Below are 20685 nucleotides of genomic sequence, written 5' to 3' on the forward strand. Positions count from 1 at the left end.
TAAATCCATCTGGAATCCAGATCGATCTGTTCCGACAGGAAGGAAGTCATGCCGTTGTTTACAGATCGATGGTTCTCAGGTCGCGTCAGGAGCCGATGCTACCCAGCCCCGGCTCTCAATCAATTCTCTGGCGACCTTCGGAATGAGCTTGCGGACCGCAGAAACGGCCGCAGAACGCTCATCTTTGGGATTTACAGCAAGCACCACGGAGCGGGTAATTACCGGATCGACTATCTTGACCGTCCGGACCAGCCCTTGAGAGGCTTCTTTCTGAACGGCAGACGGGGCGAGAATAGAATGCGCTTTTCCCTCTACGACCATGTTGATGATCGTTGAGAGCGAGTCCACTTCAAACTTGACGTCCATCGCGCAACCGTGTTGTGCGACGACATCAGCCACCGAACGCCTGACATTGTTGTTGCGCATGGGAACCGCCAGGGGGAATGCATGCAGGTCGGCCAGAGATATCGCATCTTCAAACGGTGGCTCGCCGGACGGAACCACCAGACAAAGGTCTTCGCGCGCTAGCACAGTCATTCGCCCCACACTGTCCGCAGTGCGGTACAGAACCGCCAGATTGAAGCGTCCAGCCGCCATCCATTCCTCTAGCGGTCCCGTCATACCCTCGACCATCTTGAGGGACACCTTGGGCAGTTCGTGTCTTACCGTCTCAAGCAGCGGACCGCTCAGGACGCGAGCAGCTCCAGACGGAATGCCAATAGTCACCTCCCCGGCGGGGGAAGCGGCTGTGTTGGTCAATTCCACCTCGGTAATTCGAATTTCTTTGAGAATCGCCCGCGCCCGCTCCAGGAGTTTGGCTCCTGACGCCGTCACGCTCACGCCGGTCCTGTCGCGTATCAGCAGCTGAGTGCCGAAGCCTTCCTCCAATTGGCGCACATGCAGACTCAGCGCACTCTGGGCGACATTCAGAAAGCCAGCGGCCTTCGTGAAACTGCCTGCTTCGACCACGCCAACAAAGTATCTTAACTGCCTGATTTCCACGGGTACTCTTCCGAGGGCGGACTGCAATGATGTAATCTATCTCGAAATGTGATGGCGCGACAGCAATAATTGCAGAGCGACATGACGCCTAACTGTCGTGTCATCTCAGTGTGGTTTGACCAAAACCGTAACCTATGTGTCCAGAATGGACCCAACCCGCCGAGGCTTCAACCGGCCAACTCGGCGCCCTGATCCATGGAGATGATTTCTCGGACCCTTCGAATAACCGGTAGATCGACCATCTTCCCGTCCAATGTGAACGCGCCTTTGCCTTGCGCCGTCGCATCTTTTTCGCCGCGAGGACACGACGGGTCCCTCGAGTTCTTGTGCGCTTGGTGAAAAGCCCCATCGATGTTTAAATGGATCGCCTGCGGCCCCACGAAGTTATCATTGTCTAAGAATCGCCGATGCTTCCTATCGAGCCGAGACTGCCGCATGGGGAACAGAACGGAAAGGTTCGGCGTCAAAAGCAGGTCGAGTTCTGGGGCACCGCCAACAGCTGCACTGAAGTCTTCAGTACCAAGCGCCATTGCAACCAGCGGCGCTAACAAGATGGGAAAGGAGGTCATTGCTATTGCCGCTGGCGGACTTCGGCCGGCCACCCCATTTCCTCTTCCGAGAGGTGAATTGTCCAACCAACCCTGCTGACTAATGACGAGCATGATCGTATCGTCAACGTGTCACAGAATTGCTTGCAAGCTCACGGCCTCAGCTGGGCCAACGAACATTGAACTCCGTGGACGAAGCCTGGACCCGTCGTCATCCAAGTCAATCCGCGCCTCGATGAGGGGACAGATCCTCAATTGGTTCAGCTGGCTTGCAGTATTGCACCTAGCAGTCACGGCGAGGACTGGGATTTGCGAAGAAGGCATTCTCGCAGTGCGGCCGTACGGTACCTCATTCCTGGCACACTGGATTAGATCGCTGGCGACATTAAGATCAGGTGTGACCGAGGTGAAATTTTATGTCGAAAACCTGAAGGCAGGGCGTCAGGCAGGGCGATTACAGAGATCCTATCGGACATGTCATCGCAGTTTCATCCACCATTGCTCGACCGAGGCGACACTCATCGTCCCATCAACCTAATCCATTGGTCGATCACGCCGTTCACGACCCTTGGCGAAGAAGGAATCAGCAGCCCCTAGGCTCAATTGGAAAGCGGGGCGGGGTCCATACGTATCTTCGTTTCCGGGCACCTCATGCTAATGAAGCCGCGACAACAGGTTGGTTATGCACCCAGGTGCTGGCCAATCCGGCTTGACTGGAAAGTTTCATACCCAGGCCTGGCACAGGCGAGCGTGATGCCGCTCTCGCTATGTTGGACCGCAGACGCCGCGACGGCGCATCGACTGGCGCTGGCGAAGCCTAGGACGCGCCAGTCAAGGACCTGCAAAGAGCAAGATCACGCCGCGCGTTGCCTTCAACGCCCATTTGAGCAGAAAGCAACAAGCCTCGCGTATAGCGATCGATGACCGCACGAAGCGCCATCCGGGCTATGATCTCAGTCAGCACTGCCCTAAGGGGTCAGAGGAGGGTTCGGTCAGTCAAGACCTCAGACGGCATGGCCAAGGTCAAGCTGCGAGGATGTGCCACCGCGGGCGCGGCATAACTTGGCGGGCTACAATTTGGTTCGCTTGCCCAGGCTGCTGGCAGCGCCGGTAGTCGGCCGCGCCGGACTGGCACCTACGTCTGGTCCATGAACGGTTGCTTTAGCAAAACCGAAGTCCTCGCCAAAACTCTTCGCCGACGTGCGACGACCGCGCCGGTGCTCGTTCCGGGGTCGGCAAGACGAAGACAGGCCTACTCTGGATTTATGCCCGCGATGACTGATTAGGGAGGGAGCGGACCGCCGGGCGTCTTATGTCTATGCGCCGGACCGAAAAGGCCCAGCGTGCGATCGCTCATCTCGCAGGCTCTCTACCGGAACTTGCAGGTCGACGGCTATAGCGGGCCATCGCTTGCTGGCCGACGAAAAGCGGCTTCACGCTCGCCTTCTGCCATGCCGCGCCCGATCGAGGCGCTAAGAAGGATCCGCGAACTCTAAAAGATCGAGGATGACATCCGTAGCCGAGGCCAACGAGGCCTTGCTGCACGCAGGCAAAAAGTGCTCAACCATCACGGCACTGGACCCAGGGCGGCTAGAGAAGCTCGGCCAAATCAGTCAGAAGACCAAGCTCACAGCGGCGATCCCCTACACGCTCTCGCGCTGGGAAGCGCCTCTCGCGCATCCTGGACGAGGCCATATCAAGATCGACAGCAACGTGGTCGAACGCTCAATCATACGCAACTCTTTTTGCAGCTCCGGCGGTGGCGCTGAGCACTGGTCAGTCATCGTGTCGCTGGGTGATCGCCGGGATTGGCCGGATAGCCTGAAGCTAAGGCCGTCGAGCCAGACCCTCTGACCTGCCACTGAACTTTCAACCAGTGGCGATTAGCCTCGGCCGTTTCTGTTATGGCGCGGTTTGAGCAACGGGCGGAGGCGCGAAGCCTTCATTGAGTGCAGCGTCGGAGCCGGTTGCGGCGAGGGTTCCGGCGAAGACCGCCGGGGTCAAATAGCGAGCGAGGAATGCGGCCTCACGGTGTTGAACAACACCAGGAAAGAACACCCACAGGACCGAGGAACGCAAGTTTCTTTATCCGTGGCATCCTTGGGCCGGGCGTTGTGTTCACGTTCATGAGGTGATCGAGAACGCCGACCGGGAGGTTTTCCGCTGCAGTCTCTCCCGCCACGCCTCCGATCGGTGGCTGGAAGTTCCGGCCTGGATGTTTGATCGCGGTCTGCACCGCGTGGCGCATTGCCCTGCCCCACATATCGATCCCAGAACGCTTGGCGTCTTGGTGACACTGCTGCAGGACCCGACGGCCAATTCCCACACCCCATCGCAATTGGAGGATTCGGGCGCAGCATCGGGTCCTCACGAAGCGAACCGGGGAGAGGTCCATACCGCGCCAGCCTACGACATATCAGTTCGATCTTCTCCAACCCGCACGACGCGCAGACCGCGCAGATGCCGCCATTCGCTCGCGCAGCCGCCGTAAGGCGCGAGATGCTGGCGCTGATTCCGGGTGCACACGAAGGCTACGTCGGCTGGGAAAGGCGGAAGCGATCCGCAAGATGGTGAGCGACCACGTGCCCACGAGCCGGCATCACGGGGCGCCCAAGCATGGCGACGCTCTGCTCGCCGACCTTGTCCGCTGCCGGCGCTGCGGCCGCGAGCTGACGGTCCGCTACACGGGAACCAAGCACAACATTCCGCGCTATTCCTGCTGGCGTGGTCTGCTTGACAATGGCGAGCCGCGTTGCATCGCCTTCGGTGGACTCGCGTCGATCGAAGGCGTTCATCCTCTGCCGGACGGTCCATGGGTCTTCAGCCGATCAACGCTTGACGAACCGGCGGCTCAGCGCATCGTTCATCGCGCGCGGCAAAACCCAAAATACCCCATGGGATCGCATCCAGATCAGCAAAACCTATTCACTCAAATGACATAGACAGATGAGTGTTATGAACAGGATTTAGGTCCTGCCTCCATTCGGCAGTGGCACTGCGGGCGTGGTCGAGGCCGAAGAACAGGCCATCGTTCAACAGCTCGTCTCGCATTCGGCCGTTGAGGGAATCGCGTAGCCATTTTGCATCGGCTTGCCCGGCGCGGTGTAGTGCCATTCGCTCCTGTTCAGCCGCTGATAACAGGCCAGTCAGTTGTTGCCCACAAGAATCAGGATCTCGTGGGCGCGCCGCACCACTGGCGGATCTATCATTTTGCCATTCAACGAGAATGCGGACAGTCCACGCGTGGCGGCATCATTTGCCGCCGCGACAACTTTATGGGCCCACTCGAGCTCCTGGGCGCTTGGCGAGAAAGCCTCATTGAATATGGCCACCTGTGTCGGATGGATCGCCAAAGCTCCGGCAAAGCCAAGCCGCCGCGCCCGCACCGCGGCCTCACGAAGTTTATGCGTGTCCGAGAACTCGCCGATGCTTCCTATGAAGCCCAGCGGGAGCAAGCCGGCCGCGCGGGCGGCAAACAGAACAGAAAGGTTCGGCGTCAAAAGAAGGTCGAATCCTGGGGCGCCGCCAACAGCGGCGCTGAAGTCTTCAGGGCCAAGCGCCATTGCGACCATCCTTGGATGCGCCGACGCAATGGCCGCAAGCCTTTGCAAGGCGCCCGGGGTCTCAATCTGGGCAAGGAACCGGATGCCTCCCTGCGGAAGATTTCTTTCACGTTCTAGTTCCGAAACCGCATTCGCGATCTCTATAACCCACTCTGCCGAATCCGTCTTCGGAAGAACCAGTGCGTCAACACCCGCCATCACGGCTGCATCGAGATCGGCCGCCAAGGCGCGCAGACCATGATTCACGCGGACCAAAACAGATGCGCCTTTCCGGCCCACCTCTGCCACGCATTCAGGAAGCTGCTGCCGTGACTCTCCTTTCCGATCCTGGGGCACGGAATCCTCCAGGTCGAGAATGACGCCATCTGCGCCCCGCTCATGGGCCGTCTCTACAAAGCGCGGAACGTGAACAGGAACGAAGAGCAGGGATCTCCAGCGCGGTACAGACATCGCGCCTTCAACGGCCGCAAAGGTGTCCTTGATCATGGAGACGCCTTTGCGGCCGATTTTAGCGCGGGCGCTGCCAGTGAGCTTTCTAGGCGGCCGGTGCGCTGAAATGATCCGAGGTACACAGGCATTTTGTAAACCGCGAGCAGTCTCACCTTACTGAAACGCGCGCTCACGCTGACGCGGCTCTTTCGCGCAAAAGCGCCCGCACCTCCTCGCGGACAGCCTCGGTATGAGAGCCAAGAGCCGGGACTGGGCGAAGCGAGGGGAGCTCCGAGTTGAAAATCGCCGCCGGCGCTATCGTCTCGACGGCTCCATCGGGTGTTCCAACCTGCACCCTGCGAATGTGTGGATGCTTTGAAACATCCACCACTTCGTTCAGTCGGCCATATGCCAGGCCGGCCGCCTCGAGCTCCTGCATCGCATCGTGGCAGGATAGTTCAAAAAACCGCTGTTCAATGATCTCATCAAGTTGCGCACGATGAGCGAGGCGCTCCATATTGTCAGCAAAACCAGGTGCGCGTGTGAGCCCGGACTGCTTCAGGAATTTCTCGCAGAAATTCACCCATTCGCGGTCATTCTGAACCGAAAAGATGACCTCTTTGCCGTCGGCACAGCGATAGGCACCATACGGCGCGAGCGACGGGTGTTTCACGCCTGCGCGTACCGTCTGGTAGCCGCTGTAATCATTTTGCAAAACCGGCACGTTCATCCAGTCGGCGACGGCATCAAACAGTGACACCTGGATGCTGGTCCCTTCGCCGGTGACCTCGCGGTGGTACAGTGCCTGAAGAATGGCGCTGTGCGCTGTCATGCCCGCCGAGATATCGCAAACCGAGACCCCTACACGCGCAGGCCCCTGTTGGTTGCCGGTGATAGCGCATAGACCTGTTTCGGCCTGGACGATCAGATCGTAGGCCTTCAAATGGGAATACGGCCCTGACTCCCCGAAACCAGAAATGTCGCAGGTGATCAGCCGCGGATATCGTCGACGCAGATCAGCGGACGCGAACCCCAGTTTTTCTATGCTGCCCGGCTTTAGATTCTGGATGAAGACATCAGCACTGGCAATGAGCGTGTCGAGGACGGCGCGATCCGCCTCCAACCTCAGGTCTAGACAGACCGACTCCTTACCCCGGTTGAGCCAGACGAAGTACGCGCTCTGCCCCCGCACCAGCTTGTCGTAGTTTCGGGCAAAGTCCCCTTCGGGCCTTTCGACCTTGATCACCCGGGCGCCTGCGTCAGCAAGGCGAGACGATGCGTAGGGAGCTGCAACGGCCTGTTCGACCGCCACAACCGTGATGTCCTTGAGACTGTTTAGCATCAGGGCGCTTCCTACGCGGCTTTCAGGTTTTGTGCCCGACGCCGATCAAGCATGGCGAGCAACCGATTTTGTTCGTTGCCTACAATGGAAAGACCTTCGTCGATGCCCATGCCAGGCTTCGCGAGCATCATGTCCGCCTGTGTTGCCACCGAAATGTGAACCGTCGCTCGCGCGGAGAGATCCGTCTCGCTGCAGCTGCCTCCCACATAGGCGTCCACGTTGTTCTCTTTGCACAGAAGCACCGCACGGGCGCTGTCGGCGATCGAGCCCACGTCCGGCGTCTTGATCTGCACGAGATGGGTCGCCTTAGCCTCCGCAAACAGACGCACATCCTCTAAGGTGTTGCAGCGTTCATCGACAACGATGCGCGCACGTGACGCGCGCGCATTCAGAATGCCGACGATCTGCCCGTAATTTTCGACCTGCGCCGGCGTAGACCCGAAGTCGGCTGGCGATTCGATATTCACCGTGAACTCCGGAACCGCGTCAGCAACCTTACTGATGAAGTCGGCGATGCGCTGGACGTCGAGCCCGATCTCCATACCGATCCAGCCGTACACATCGAAATGCAGCACCGGAGAATAGTCTGGTTGGCCGATTTGCTTGACGCGGTGCGCCACCCATTTGACGAAATCCAGAAAGGTTTCTCCCCCAACGCCGAATTTGCTACGCGAGTTGATGAGGCCATGCGGGATCACATCCACCCCCTTCAGGATCATTTTATCGACATTGATTTCGCGCGCATCACCGCTCTGGCAATAAATTGGGACACGACGATGCGGCATGGATAGGCAAAATTCCGAACAAACCACCTCCGCCATGGTACGACGCGCAGCATGGGCAGCAGCGCTTAAAAGGGCTTGGCTGACCCCATATTCGATGCATAGTGGGAGTCGTTTCCCAGTATGGAGATCGAAGACACTGGAGCAGGCTGTCAAAAAGCTGGACGCATCAATGTTTAAGAGCCGCGGGACAACAACACGTGACGTGAGATCCATGATGGCTCCGACGTCAAACAGGGGGTCACGCCCGCCAGCCCCTGAGTATTGCACTCCCATCATATCGCCCCAGGCGACCATATCGTCTTCCAGGACAAGCCCGACGCTTAAGCAAGCTGCCGGAACACGGATATCACGGAAGCCGGGCGTCAATGGCTCGCCGACGTAAACAAAACCGTCCTGGCCAACCCCTGCCCTAATGGCAGCTTGATCGTCATAAAAGAAGGCGCCGTTGCCGGGCGTGAGAATGACGTCTTTGATCTGCACTGAATTATACTCGAGTTTGGCCAAGCTATGAGCTGCGGCCGGATTTGCGCGCTCTGTCCTAAGTTATGCCCCGTTCGGAATCGGTTTTGCCAATATAAAGCCCCGAACGTGCCCATCTCGTTTTAAGATACGATAAAGTTGTTTTACGGGCGTCAGCGGGGACGGCACCGTCCGCCTCCCCTCTTGGTCGCGGTGCGCCGGATCGTCGCCCCTGCTTCCATAACAGAAGCTAGGCGATCAATCCGTCCGGCCAGCTCCCATCTCGGACCGCCACTTTCAACCATGGTTAGTATAAACCAAGCGATCAAGGATCAAGCAATCTTTTTGGCATGATTTTGGAAGACAGGATCAGCCGCTGATCGATCCGAGGAGCTGGCCTATAAGCTCCAGTCGAGGCCAGTGCCTTCATACCGGAGTTACTACAGCTGGCCAAGGCGCGGCTAATCTGTACCTCTAGTTATGCAGCGGCCGCGCAAGGATGGCTACCCCTTCATTGCGGTCGACATGCGCGCCCGATCCTATGGCTAGGACGATTGATGGCCCAGGCGCTCGGATGTCAATGGACGGAGCGGAAACAGAATCCATAGAGTGTAGGATACCTATAAGATCTCCCGACCTCACTTCATCCAACACAGAGCAGCGAGGTTCGAAGATACCCTGCGCGGGCGATTTCAACTCGTCTGATATCAGCGTCTCAAGGGTCTGACTGGACCTTTTGTTACGGAAAGACACGTCCTCGACTTTTCCTTCGACGAGTCCAAGCATAACGAGCGCGTTGCGAACTCCAGCTTCATAAATCGCTAGAGCTTCTGCGCTAACCGTACCACCGCCGAATTCCGCGCAAACGAATACCTTCCCTAGGCTATGTGCCCAACTGTCGAACATCCCAGCCGTGTCGTCATGTTGCCAGAGCAATGTTACGGGCAGCTTAAATGCCGCTGCCATTGCGAGCGTCTTAGCCATGAGATCCGCATCAGCAATTGGATGCGTGATGACCGCCGGGGGAAAATCCCACGTTGGGCCGAAGCTGTGCAGATCGAAAACGATGTCGGCATTTGGCAACAATACGCGTGAAACCGCATCCGCGATTCGTTCCGTAACAGACCCGTCGGCACGGCCCGGAAACACGCGGTTCAGATTCAAACCATCAAGCGGAGTATTGCGGCTCCATGCTTGAACTGCCAATGGATTAAGCACTGGCAGCACGATGATCCTACCACTGGTTTGCGCTTGTGGCAGCCACTCGATAAGCCGCCGCGCGACTAATGGCCCCTCCATTTCATTGCCATGATTCCCACCGGTGATAAGAAGGCGCGGTCCATCGCCCTTATTAAGACTAAAAACCGGAAGCGAGAACTCTTCATGGTCGGCGCCTCCCGGCACAACGAGGTGTCCTCTGCTCACGCCATGCGCATCGAGATCAAACGTAAGATGTGGTGCTTCGTTCATTGCTTAACCTATTGCGGGTGATCTGGCGACTTTGACCGGGCATATGGTCTTGTACACGGCTATTTTTTTCGCCTGGAACTATGCACACGCGGTCACCACTTCGCCAATATAATGTCCGAGACGGCACCATCGCGTTTTCAGATGACCAGGGCTCGCTCTGCTGACCTGTCCCTTGGTTCGTCACCTTGATCCCGGTGCACTAAGGGAGGAGGAAGGTCAAAGTCGCGGTGGGTAGCCGATTTCAGAAATCGCGCGATCAGCCGGTTGACGTTGGCTAGCTGTTCGTTGTTCAGACGGGCGAAGGATCTGTGCGATCCGGTCAGCGCCGTTGACCTCGAATTCCATCCTGGCGCGCAGCAAGAGGATCGGCAGGTCTGAGCTTGCTGGCGAGCAAGGCCGGCCGATCCCAGACATAGTCCGAATCCTTGATCCGCATGTGCCAGATGATAATTGCAAGAGCTTTACTGGTTTCCGTTTTGGACCAGGTGGCCATTTTATCCGCCCGTTGAAGCCCCGAACAGATGCTTGTCGCCAGTCCGTAGGAATAGGTCGGACGCATCATCAGGAAGTGGATCTGCCACGCCAGTTAGGCAGCGGCTTCCTGTAATGTTCGCTGCATGCTCGGTCGAGAACGCCACCAGACGGCATAGAGGACAAGCATCCAGATTAAAGGCAGAAGCATCAAAAGAGAAGCGACTGCAGCAATCGTCGGGTCGATTTGGTGGCGGATATTCTCCAGCATCTTCAAGGGCAACGTCCGCACCGACAGACCGCCGACCAAAGACGTTATGACCGCTTCATCGAATGACTGGAGGAATGCGAACATGGCGCCGCCGATCACTCCCGGCCTGATTAACGGCAGTGTTACGCGAAAAAACGTTTGCAGTGGTCCGGCACGCATACTCTTGGCCGCCTGCTCTAACGTCCGATCGAAGTTGGCCAACGTCGCAGAAACGATCACCACCACAATTCCAACAGCGCCGATACTGTGAGCGAGGGCGATACCACCCTTTGTGCCGATTAGACCAATCTGGATGAGACCCAGATAAGTCGCGATACCGACCACGATAACTGGAAAGGTGATAGGCGTGATTATGATCATTGTCAGCACGCCGCGAAGTCTTGCGCTTATTCGGCTCAATCCGAAAGCAGCAAGTGTTCCCAATAGAGTAGAAATAACAGCTACCTCGACACCAATCTCGACGCTGGTCCAAGCTGCTCCGCTCCAAGATGCATCGCCGAAAAACGAGCGATACCATTGAAGCGACAGGCCCGAAGGCGGAAATTGCAAAAATGCCCCGGAACTGAACGACATGATGACAACGATTATCCCTGGGAATAAAAGAAAGGCCATCACCAAAACGATAAAAACGATCGCGACGACTTTAGGCCATCGCCTTTCCGCCCCAGGCACGTAGCGCCGTCCCGTCCACCGTTTGACACGATAGGGACGCAGAATTTCGCTGAAGTTTCGTTTGATAACAAGAACAATGGGTAGTCGGGACATCGAGCCCTTCGGAGCTCGAGTTTGGCTTTGCTCTTGTTTGCCGGAGAGGTCAAGCCCGACCATGGAAAGCACCACAATGGCAAACCCGAGAAGGATGAAGGACGCAGCGGCAATGCGCGGAATATCGAACGAGCTATTCACCTCGGCCGCAATGAAGGTTGAAAGCATGGCATCGCGCAATCCCCCAAGTGCCGCCGGCGTGATATAGAATCCTAGGCAGAACACAAAAACTAGGAGCGAGCCACTCCGTGCGCCTGGAATGCTAAGGGGGAGAAATACACGCCTGAAAGCGGTGAAAGGTCCCGCTCCCATACTGCGTGCAGCAGCCATCAAGGACCGATCGATCCCCATCATCGCACTAACCAAGGGAAGTATCATCATCGGCAGCATGATGTGGACCATGCCAATATAGACCGCGGTTCGGTTATAGATGAGTTGCAGAGGTCGATCGATCAATCCGACGTCCAGCAAGATGTTGTTGATGACCCCGCGATCCCCAAGAATAACAATCCATGCGTAGGTACGCGCCAGCCCACTGGTCAAATAGGGGATGATCACGAGAGCGATGAGCGTCATGCGCAGAGTCTTGGATGCCGTGACGATCAGATACGCGGTTGGATAGCCTACGATTAAGCAGATGGCAGTTGCGACCAGACTTATTTCTATCGTTTGAAAGAGCACCCGCACATTAGCTGGCTGGGCGAAAAACGCTCCGTAGTATTGGAACGAGAAATCGGGGGCATTGACACTGCTTAGGAAAAGCAAGGTTATAGGGGCACCGAAAACCACAAGCAAAAGCGCGAACGCGGGCGCGGTTAACCCAAGTGGCACCTTGGCCATTCTGCGCAAAAGCTTCATGGATATCCCTTATCAATCGCTTATGGCGAAACGAAGCGAATGTCTGACCGCAGCCACGTGAGGCAAACCTCCTCGCCTGGCTGGAAAACAGGTTGGTCTGCCGCGACATGTTCCCGGACGATGAGAACATTGTTGCCAACGCGAACATGGTATTTTCGCAGAGGGCCGGCAAAAATCATATCGTCGACCGCACCGGCAACATATTGCCGCTGGTCCGTTTGAGCCCACTCCGCAGTCTTCGGAAGTACACTGATGCGCTCTGGCCTTATCATCGCAACGGTGCCGATTTGCGGCGCGTTGCCCCCTCTGGCCAGCAACAAGGCATCCTCGAGAATGTTCGCCTCACCCAGAAATTTAGCGACAAAGCACGATGATGGCCGATCATAGAGGGCCTCTGGTGTATCGATTTGCTCGACACGTCCTGCGCGCATTACAACAATCCGGTCTGACAGAGTAAGCGCCTCCTCCTGGTCATGCGTAACGCACACCGTCGTGATACCGAACTCCTTGTGCAAGCTCTTCATCTCGATCTGCATCTGCTCACGCAGGTTACGGTCGAGTGCGCCAAGCGGTTCATCAAGTAATAGGAAGGGTGGATCGGCAATCAGCGCGCGGGCTAGCGCCACGCGCTGCTGCTGACCGCCACTCAATTGGGATGGCATGCGACCGCCGAATTCCCCTAGATGCACGCGCTCAAGCATACGGGCTACCCGAACCTTCCTCTGATCGGGAGCCATGCCCCGCATTTCGAGAGGGAATTCCAGGTTTCGAGCCACTGTGAGATGCGGGAACAGCGCATAGCTCTGGAACACAATTCCTTGATCGCGCCGGTAGGACGGGACCGAAGCCACTGAATGGCCGGCGATCATAATATCACCCGAACTCGGGGCCTCAAAGCCGGCCAAGAGCATCAGGGTAGTGGTCTTACCCGAGCCGCTCGGGCCGAGAATCGTCAAGAACTCGCCGCGACGCACGGTCAGCGACAGATCCCTGACCGCCGGAACACTCCCGTACATCTTGGTAACACTGCTGAACTGAATTTGTGGCACCGATTGGTTCACATCTGCAGCGTCAACTTCCGAACGGGGGGCGGTATTCATTGCGTGCATGTTCACTGTGGCTCCTCCACCATCGCTGGCGTGCATTAGCAGGCATTTGCCGTACCTTCTGCCGTCGTACCCGATGCCGTGAGCGGAGAGGCTAGTGGGCTACCCCGCTCCCCGTCACATTTTCAGCATCAGTTTCGACTTTAGCCCGGTATGGAGTTACCCCGACCGGACTTTCGCACTTCAACCAACCCTACTGCAGGATCCACTCATTCCACCGCTGGATAAGCATCTCAGTGTTGGAAACACCGCTGGGGCCTACCTCATTGTACCATTTGCCGTTGATGGAAACGCTGCTCTTGATGTAATCTGGGTGGGTAGGGAGCTTGCGCGCAACTTTCTCGGGAAGAAGTTTGAACGCATTGCCGTTGCTTGGTCCCTCAGGAAACAATTGGCAAAATGCTGCCTGACGTTCCGCGCGAGTGGCGAATTCGATAAACTTCTGCGCAGCCTTCGCGTTGGGTGAACCCTTTGGAATGACCCAATAATCCCACTGCAGCTTCGCCTGGTTTCGATTGATCTCCGTCGCGGCGCCCTGATCGATCAACAGTAGAGCTCTTCCGTCATACGATTGAGCGATGTCAACGACCTTATCATGCAACATCTGTTGAATCTCTGATCCGCTGCTCCACCACTTACGGATGTGCGGCTTTATTTTGTCCAAACTGGCAAACACCCGGTCGATATCCATCGGGTAGAGCTTATCGGGAGATACACCGTCCGCTAACAGGGCCTCTTCCCAGGGTCCTTCTGAACCAAACTGGCCGGACACCAAGGTGCGAACGCCGGGAAACTTATCAGCATCCCAGAATTCAGCCCAGTTTGTCGGCCGGGGTTTATCAGCTGGGAATACGTCTGTGCTATATACCATATTATATGAGTAAATCAAATTTGCCACGCCAAACGGTTGCTTGGCAAATTCATAAATTCCGTCTAGCTCTTCTTTCCTGAACAAGGAGTAATCAATTTCTTCAAGAATTCCTTTCTTAGCTGCGACCAAGCCGGACCCTTGCGTAAGCGCCCCGACATCTACCGTGACATTGCCCGATTTTACCATCAACTCGACCTGTCCCATACCCATGTCGTCGGTGATTGGGTTGACCTTGATACCGGTCTCAGCTTCAAATGGCTTAGCGTAAGCCTCAATGTTAGCCTTTCCCCAATCGCCGCCGCCTAGCACTACGTTGATCTGGTTGGGTGTTTGGGCCGCAACGCGGCCCGCAATTGAAGACAGAGCGCCAGCCGCCATGGCGGTCGATGTCGCCTGCAGCAATCGTCGGCGATTTATTTCGTATTTCATGTCGTTACCCTCTTCTTGTGATCTCAGCCTTGATTAGCCAAGGTTGTTTTGCTTGGACAATGTCATGGTGCTAGAGCAGCCTCGGCCAAGTTGACCCAGTATCCAATGCCGTATGGCAGTGCTTCATCGTTAAAGTCGTAGGTTGGATTATGGAGAGCAGCAGTCGATCCATTTCCAAGCAGTATACATGCCCCCGGCCGCGCCTCTAGCATGTACGCGAAGTCCTCTGACCCCAAACTAGGTTTGACTTTGGGGTTCACCGATGAATGGCCGACCAGAGCACGCGCCACCTCTGTTGCCCGACGCGTTTGATCGGGATGATTGACAGTGAGGGGCTCCAGGCGGCGATGCTGAAACTCGACCTTCGCCCCGGAAGCGCGTGCAATATTTTCCGCGCACGCCTCAATCTGTTTTTCAGCGAAGTCGCGCAAAATCGGTGACAGTGTCCTGACTGTTCCGGCAATCTCCGCGCGTTCGGGAATGATGTTGTAAGCTTGTCCGGCGTTCAGCTTTGTGACGGAGATCACCAGGGACTCGGTGGGGTCCGTGTTGCGTGAGACTAGTGTCTGCAAGCCTAAAATGATCTGAGCTGCAACAACGACGGGGTCAATTGTCAGATGGGGAGCGGCCGCGTGACCCCCTCTGCCTTTGACCACAATATCGAACTCGTCGAGCGCGGCAAAAATCGAACCTTCGCAAATGCCGAACGCACCAACCTCCATGCCTGGCCAATTGTGCATGCCAAAGACCTGAGATATCCCGAAACGGTCCATGATCCCCTCCTGGACCATTCTTTGGCCGCCGCGGCCATCTTCCTCGGCAGGTTGGAAGATCAGGGCAACGGACCCTTTGAAGTTCCGGGTCGCGGCGAGGTATTTCGCGGCGCCAAGGAGCATTGCAGTATGCCCGTCGTGACCACACGCGTGCATCTGTCCGGACCTTTTCGACGTCCAAGGTTTGCCTGAAGCTTCGAGTATAGGCAGAGCGTCCATGTCGGCCCGCAACCCGATAGTGGGCCCATCTCCGAGTTGACCTTGGATCAACGCAACCACGCCGGTTTCAGCTATCCTGCACTCGATGTGGTTAATCCCGAAGGAAGCCAGCTTTTCCGCCACAAATGCCGCTGTGTCATTCACCCGATAGTCAAGCTCCGGATTCTCGTGCAGGTACCGGCGCCAAGTCATCGCTTCGATCTCGATCTCCTTGAACCTGTCAACGCCAACCATAGGCACGTTCCCGCATTTGAGTAATTTGGATCAGGCGCCGGTGCGTAATTAATGATCGATGCCACCGGTGTTTTCGTCAAATGCAGTTTGGATATCGTAACCATCTAGAACCGAGATAGCCCCGCGTTCAGGCCTCGGTGTTGGCGCCGGCGACTGCGACCCGATAACAAGCCGTTTGCCCTCAAATGGATAAGCTTCGGCCTTAGAGGACCAGCTGCGAAGTGCTGGCAATCATAAACTCTGGCTCTGCTGGCAACGGCCAATGGCAAAGGTCTGAGTAGGAAGAGCTGTCACCATCGCGACACTCCTCCCCCTCCCACGACCTACTTTCCAGGACTGCATGCGCTTTGCCACTCAATCCGCAAACCGCAGACCCTAGGCGGCGTGGACAAATTCGATGTTAGCAGGGTCGCTTTCCTGCGATCGGGTTGTTAGCATTGGGAATGACACTGGAAGAAGAGAGCGAACGAGCTACGTCGATGCTGATTGGCAAGGTTGTTCGCCGTGTCATGCGCCACCGCGATGGAGAGGTGGTGATCGAGTTTGAGGATGGCAGCCGATTTTTCGCGGATAGCGACAGCCCTCTCGAACTGTCCATCACCTTGGCGGAATAGTATATCCGCCTTACGGAATTTCGGACGTCGATGCGATTGACGTAGCCCAAGAGGATTGATTCAAGGCTGCTTTTTGGAGGCAGGTTTGAGCAGGGGCGATCTCACCGAAGCAGAATGGCGTGTTCTCAAGGGCTTGCTGCCCATCGACCCTGACAAACGCGGCCGAGGTAGACCTCCCAAGCAGAATCGTTCGATCATCAACGGCATTCTCTGGCGGCTCCGCTGCGGCGCTCCATGGCGGGATGTCCCGCCCAAATACGGCAGTTGGAACACCATCTATCGTCGGTTCCGACGCTGGAGCGAGGCCGGGGTCTGGGAGACCGTGGCGGTAATGCTCGCCGAGGTCATGGCGGACAGCGGCCACTACAGCATCGACAGCACCACAGTTCGCGCCCATGTCTCGGCAGCGGGCGGAAAAGGGGGACTCGTGCACCGGACGCCTTCCTTGCGGACAAGGGCTACGATGCCGATACCATTCGCGCCGATCTCGCCGAGCGGAAGATTAAACCCGTCATACCCGGCCGATCAAACCGCCGCGTGAAGATCGAGTATGACCGGGCGCTCTACAAGCAGCGGAACCGAATCGAGCGCATGTTCGGCCACCTCAAAATCAACCGGGCCATTGCCACCCGCTACGATCAATTGGCCAATAGCTTCCTCGGAATGGTCTACCTAGCCACCGCCAGATACTGGCTCAAATTTGTCCACGCCGCCTAGCATCACGCCCGATAAAGTGTTGGCGGGATTTCGCTCAGGAGTTCCGCGCCGCGCTCTGTCACGAGCACGTGTGCGCCGGCACCAAATAGGTAGCCACTTTCGCTGCACAAAATGTTTGGCATGTGCAGGGTCATGCCAGCTCGGAGTGGTTCATTTACATCGGGCTCCAGGCTTAGGTCGCCGCGCTCAGTCCAATTGATGCCAGTTTGGTATCCTGTTCGTTGGCGGAAGACGCCCTTGCGTCCAGATCGCTTCAACACCTCGCCCCCAGCAGCGTGAACGTCCGCCGGCGTAGCACCTGGTCGAATCGAGGAGACAAGGGCCGCAATGACCTCTTCAGCCAAGCCGTGCAAAGATTCGGTTTCGGGATGTTTGCCAAGGACTGCGCATCGAACCATTCCCACTGTATACCCGTGTTTCGAAGCCCCTATCTCCAGAAAGGCAGGTTCGTTGTTGCTGAGAGGATGATGGGTCGCTGGCGCATGGGGCAACTTCACTCGCTCTCCAAACAAAATGGTACCCGGCGCAAGCCCGATATCCCCAGCGGCGTTGCTGGGGTCGTTTGTTACCGCCGCAGCTAGGGCCGCTGCCATTTCGATCTCCGTAATGCCGGGACGAAGCGATTGCTGAAAGGTTCGAATTGCCACGTCAGTGAGTCGAACAGCATCGCGCATACACGCCAACTCAAGTTCTCCTTTCACTGCTGACACTGACGAGACCAGTCGGGTGACGTCAGTAATCTTCAGATCCGGGAGCTGGTCTTGGACTGCGCGCACGTCGGCGGGCGCGAGATTCCAGCAGCCAAGCTCGAAACCGACTCGCTTATTGTCCAGTCCGAGTCGACGCAATACATCGGCGCAGACCCTGCCAAAATCAGGCTGATGTGTATAGGTTTCAATTTCCTCGATGCAGCTATATGAACGTACTGCCTGCTCGTCATATTCTCGGACAACAAATATCGGGACCCGACCCGGCATCAGAATAAGAGGGAAAGGCGCGAAATATCCACCGCTCCCATCGTAGCCGCTGAGATACTTCAAGTGGCCGTGCGCCGTTACTACGATTGCGTCCAAGCCTGCCGTAGCAACCGCATCCAGCACATTGTTTTGCCGGCGCTCATACTCTGATATCGGAAACGGTACACCAGTCAGAGGAATTGCGGAGCGTGTCGTCGCCATATCTCACCTCAATCAGTGTGTCGTGGTTTGGTTGCGCAAAACGCGCGATCGCGTCCATGTTCGAAATTGAACAAAAGCTTCGCCGGCTCATGCGGGGTGACAATCCCCTTTCCTGGCGGCTAGCGTCAAATGCTGTTTTTATATCGGCTGCATCTCGCAGCGAGATGCGCATAGTGCCTTCATCGGCCGCTCAATGCAGGCAACGCTGGTCTCCGACAGCTTTGTTCTCGCCAGAGGATCGCCGACAAAGGCGCCGAGTTGCTCGGCAAGCTCGTCAGCCTCGGCCAGAAGAACCATGCTGACGACCTTGAGCTTGGCAGCGAGTCGGCGCGCCTTCGCATTCTTGCCGGCGAAGCCGCCGACGCCGGGGGAACTGTGCCGGCGCCACGCAACAGCATGTTTGCACTGATGTAAGGCCGCTGCGACACCAGCGACGGCTCTCCGCCGCCACCTCCGCATCTCGCTACCAGATGACACTAATACAAAGACTGCATTTGGCGCATCCGACGTGTAAGAGGATCGTGTCGCGCGAAGTGGTTAAGCTTGGCGGAACCGAATCGGTCGGAGCAATGAGCAAAGCGGCGGGCGCAGATGCGGATGTAGTTTCGCCGAAGACGTTTGCGCCGCTCAGGAATACGACATTTCGCTCAATCTGGTTTAGCCTCTCAAGTCTCTTCCCTTGGCTGGCTGATGCAGACCGTTGCTATCAGCTGGCTAATGGCAACGGTTCCGACCTCCGATCTGATGGTTGCGCTCGAGCAGGCTTCGTCTAACCTGCCCGCTTTCATTTTGTCCATTTTCGCTAGGGGTTCTCGCCGACAACTTCAGCCGTCGAAGAGTCATGTTCGCCGGCCGATGCCTAATGGTAATAGCATCCGCGATGCTACGGCTTCAGTGGTGCTGGGCTTTATCGCCCCGTGGATGATCTTCGGCTTCAGCTTCTTGATCGCAAGTGGTGCCGCGCTCAACGATACCGCCTGGCAGGCTTCTGTTGGCGATATTGTGGACCGACGCGAAGTTCCCGCTGCCGTCACCCTCCTCTCCATTGGCTTCAACACTGCACGGACCGTGGGACCGGCGCTCGCGGCATCATGATTGCGTCGTTCGGACTTATGACGGCTTTCGCTATGTTTACACTCACCTATATGATCCCTTTGGTCACCATATGGCGATGCAAATGGAAGGTTCGCTCCTCACTTCTCCCACGTGAGTCAATGAGGACGGCCATCTATGACAGGCTGCGCTTCACAGCGATGTCATCGGAAATCAAGACGGCGATCGCCCGCGGAACCTTCTTTGGCCTGTCGGGCATCGCCATACTCGCACTGCTGCCATTGGTTGTCCGCGATCAGCTGGGCGAAGGACCGCTCGCCTATGGCACCATCATCGCCGGCTTCGGCACAGGCGCCGTCATGGCTGGCGTCGCCAACAGCCTATTAAGACGGAGCTTGTCAGAAGAGCAACTAATGACGCTGGCATGCGTCGCCTGTGCGGCGTGCTCCCTTTTTCTGGCACTGCCTCTTCCATTGCGAGCGGCGTCCTGTTTCCCCTTCGCGAGGGTCGCGAGGCCGAGCCCGACCCTTTGGAGGAATTCGACGCGCCGGCAGTCGCCCTCAGTCTCAAGCCGAGAAGCGGCCCCATCGTGGTCAAAGTCGAGTACCTCATACTCGTGGAAAATCTAGAAGAATTCCTCGCCATGCGCGGGTGCCGGCATGTACAGAGTCGCGTTGGTGCTCGGCACTGGACTCTCCAGCGCAACCTTCAGGAGCCTGTGCTATGGACGGAGACATTCCGTACGCCGACCTGGACCGACTACCTTCGCCTGAATCATCGCCTTACCGAGGCCGACAAGGAACTGGACGAGAGAATCATCCTCCTCCACAAAGGAAAGCATTCTCCACGAATAACATTGTCAATCGAGCGCCCCACGAGTGCTCCACGCAAGCCTGAGTCATCAACGCCTTTTTTCCCCCGCCATTCAACGAAACGGCCAGCGTGCCACCGCAGGCTGAATGAAGATACATAAGAAGGCACGTCAACTGCTAACCACATCGGGCGGGCAACAAGCATCGCCGCCTTCGGGTATATGACAGACAGAATGTAGCGGACTTGAAAAATGAAAGGCGCTCACCCACCGCCAACATTTCTCGGCTGGTTCCCGGCATTCAAGGTCCTGCGGCTATACGCGAAGGCGGCAAGCCGCGTTGAAGTCGTCGATATTCAGTCGCATCGAAGGACAATGACGTGTTGCCCTGATGCCACTCTCTGCGAGGTTAGCTTGTTTCTCGGATGAGGAGACAGACAATGGTCTGCCCCCTGAAAGGTCCTCCCTGAGGTATGTGTCCATTCTTGAACTCGGCTCGACAATGATAGCGAACCCTGTTGACCGTCGCACTGTCAGTCTCGAATCAAGTGCTCTCCTACAGCAGATGCGATTATCGCCAATGCGTACTGGTAGCGCCCGAAGCGCGCGTTATCGGCAGCCGCCGAGGGCCGTGATGCGGCCGCGATCGAGCCTTGTAGTAACAGACGCGCTCTCCGGTGGTCGGGCCAGCACCTTACCCCTCTTCCCTATGGCCCC

Annotated in this window: 16 protein-coding genes and 4 pseudogenes; 6 read left to right on the top strand and 14 right to left on the bottom strand. The window is 57.0% G+C overall.

The genetic code is table 11. The annotated features are described in order from the left end of the window. Positions 1 to 75 precede the first annotated feature (75 nt). Both FJV80_RS18515 and FJV80_RS18520 read right to left on the bottom strand, forming a co-directional pair. Positions 76 to 1002: a LysR family transcriptional regulator gene (locus FJV80_RS18515; protein WP_063169308.1), complete on the bottom strand. Its 927-nt coding sequence runs from the start codon at positions 1000 to 1002 to the stop codon at positions 76 to 78. A 167-nt stretch (positions 1003 to 1169) separates the two neighbouring features. Beyond that, positions 1170 to 1571 carry a hypothetical protein gene (locus FJV80_RS18520; RefSeq protein ID WP_063169309.1) on the bottom strand — a complete coding sequence of 134 codons (402 nt, stop codon included), beginning with the start codon at positions 1569 to 1571 and terminating at the stop codon, positions 1170 to 1172. A gap of 1485 nt (positions 1572 to 3056) precedes the next feature. Here FJV80_RS18520 and FJV80_RS18525 point away from each other — a divergent pair. Then, positions 3057 to 3404, top strand: a complete 348-nt coding sequence (locus tag FJV80_RS18525; protein ID WP_063169310.1) for a transposase — start codon at positions 3057 to 3059, stop codon at positions 3402 to 3404. A gap of 48 nt (positions 3405 to 3452) precedes the next feature. Here FJV80_RS18525 and FJV80_RS35105 read toward each other — a convergent pair. Beyond that, a pseudogene (locus tag FJV80_RS35105) lies at positions 3453 to 3589 on the bottom strand (IS3 family transposase); the annotation flags it as partial. A gap of 528 nt (positions 3590 to 4117) precedes the next feature. Between FJV80_RS35105 and FJV80_RS35110 the strand changes: the two are divergent. After that, positions 4118 to 4492, top strand: coding sequence for a zinc ribbon domain-containing protein (locus FJV80_RS35110; RefSeq protein ID WP_063169311.1), 375 nt, complete (start codon positions 4118 to 4120; stop codon positions 4490 to 4492). A gap of 55 nt (positions 4493 to 4547) precedes the next feature. Here FJV80_RS35110 and FJV80_RS18535 read toward each other — a convergent pair. From FJV80_RS18535 to FJV80_RS18580, 10 genes and pseudogenes are all read right to left on the bottom strand, one after another. Then, positions 4548 to 4672, bottom strand: a pseudogene (locus tag FJV80_RS18535) (integrase core domain-containing protein); the annotation flags it as partial. Positions 4673 to 4696: 24 nt separating this feature from the next. After that, the gene (locus FJV80_RS18540) at positions 4697 to 5599 is read right to left on the bottom strand and encodes a CoA ester lyase (RefSeq protein ID WP_210326668.1); all 903 of its coding nucleotides are present in this window, start codon (positions 5597 to 5599) and stop codon (positions 4697 to 4699) included. A gap of 133 nt (positions 5600 to 5732) precedes the next feature. Next, on the bottom strand, positions 5733 to 6884 hold the full coding sequence (locus FJV80_RS18545) for a CaiB/BaiF CoA-transferase family protein (RefSeq protein WP_063169312.1): 1152 nt from the start codon (positions 6882 to 6884) through the stop codon (positions 5733 to 5735). Between the two features lie 11 nt (positions 6885 to 6895). Then, complete coding sequence (locus FJV80_RS18550) at positions 6896 to 8149, bottom strand: methylaspartate ammonia-lyase (protein ID WP_063170371.1); 1254 nt, start codon at positions 8147 to 8149, stop codon at positions 6896 to 6898. 453 nt (positions 8150 to 8602) lie between these two features. Continuing rightward, positions 8603 to 9598, bottom strand: a complete 996-nt coding sequence (locus FJV80_RS18555) for a succinylglutamate desuccinylase/aspartoacylase family protein (RefSeq protein WP_063169313.1) — start codon at positions 9596 to 9598, stop codon at positions 8603 to 8605. A 319-nt stretch (positions 9599 to 9917) separates the two neighbouring features. Then, entirely contained in the window at positions 9918 to 10160 is a 243-nt protein-coding gene (locus FJV80_RS18560) for a hypothetical protein (RefSeq protein ID WP_127273917.1), read from the bottom strand. Positions 10161 to 10184: 24 nt separating this feature from the next. After that, entirely contained in the window at positions 10185 to 11963 is a 1779-nt protein-coding gene (locus FJV80_RS18565; protein ID WP_063169314.1) for an ABC transporter permease subunit, read from the bottom strand. Positions 11964 to 11983: 20 nt separating this feature from the next. Next, the gene (locus FJV80_RS18570; protein WP_224570037.1) at positions 11984 to 13072 is read right to left on the bottom strand and encodes an ABC transporter ATP-binding protein; all 1089 of its coding nucleotides are present in this window, start codon (positions 13070 to 13072) and stop codon (positions 11984 to 11986) included. Positions 13073 to 13262: 190 nt separating this feature from the next. Then, a complete protein-coding gene (locus FJV80_RS18575) occupies positions 13263 to 14369 on the bottom strand; it encodes an ABC transporter substrate-binding protein (protein ID WP_063169315.1) in 1107 nt (368 codons plus the stop codon). Positions 14370 to 14431: 62 nt separating this feature from the next. Next, complete coding sequence (locus FJV80_RS18580) at positions 14432 to 15595, bottom strand: M20 aminoacylase family protein (protein WP_063169316.1); 1164 nt, start codon at positions 15593 to 15595, stop codon at positions 14432 to 14434. Between the two features lie 443 nt (positions 15596 to 16038). Between FJV80_RS18580 and FJV80_RS34575 the strand changes: the two genes are divergently transcribed. Continuing rightward, positions 16039 to 16209, top strand: coding sequence for a hypothetical protein (locus tag FJV80_RS34575; RefSeq protein ID WP_164548526.1), 171 nt, complete (start codon positions 16039 to 16041; stop codon positions 16207 to 16209). Between the two features lie 85 nt (positions 16210 to 16294). Further along, positions 16295 to 16926 (top strand): annotated as a pseudogene (locus tag FJV80_RS18585) (IS5 family transposase). 2 nt (positions 16927 to 16928) lie between these two features. On the opposite strand, the gene FJV80_RS18590 reads toward FJV80_RS18585, so the two are convergent. Beyond that, a complete protein-coding gene (locus tag FJV80_RS18590; protein WP_063169317.1) occupies positions 16929 to 18104 on the bottom strand; it encodes a Xaa-Pro peptidase family protein in 1176 nt (391 codons plus the stop codon). A gap of 258 nt (positions 18105 to 18362) precedes the next feature. Here FJV80_RS18590 and FJV80_RS34580 point away from each other — a divergent pair, with 258 nt between their 5' ends. Next, positions 18363 to 18518, top strand: coding sequence for a hypothetical protein (locus FJV80_RS34580; protein ID WP_164548527.1), 156 nt, complete (start codon positions 18363 to 18365; stop codon positions 18516 to 18518). A 155-nt stretch (positions 18519 to 18673) separates the two neighbouring features. Next, positions 18674 to 20130, top strand: a pseudogene (locus tag FJV80_RS18600) (MFS transporter). Positions 20131 to 20685: the final 555 nt, after the last annotated feature.

Source organism: Mesorhizobium sp. WSM4310 (assembly GCF_007003935.1).
Classification (GTDB): domain Bacteria; phylum Pseudomonadota; class Alphaproteobacteria; order Rhizobiales; family Rhizobiaceae; genus Mesorhizobium.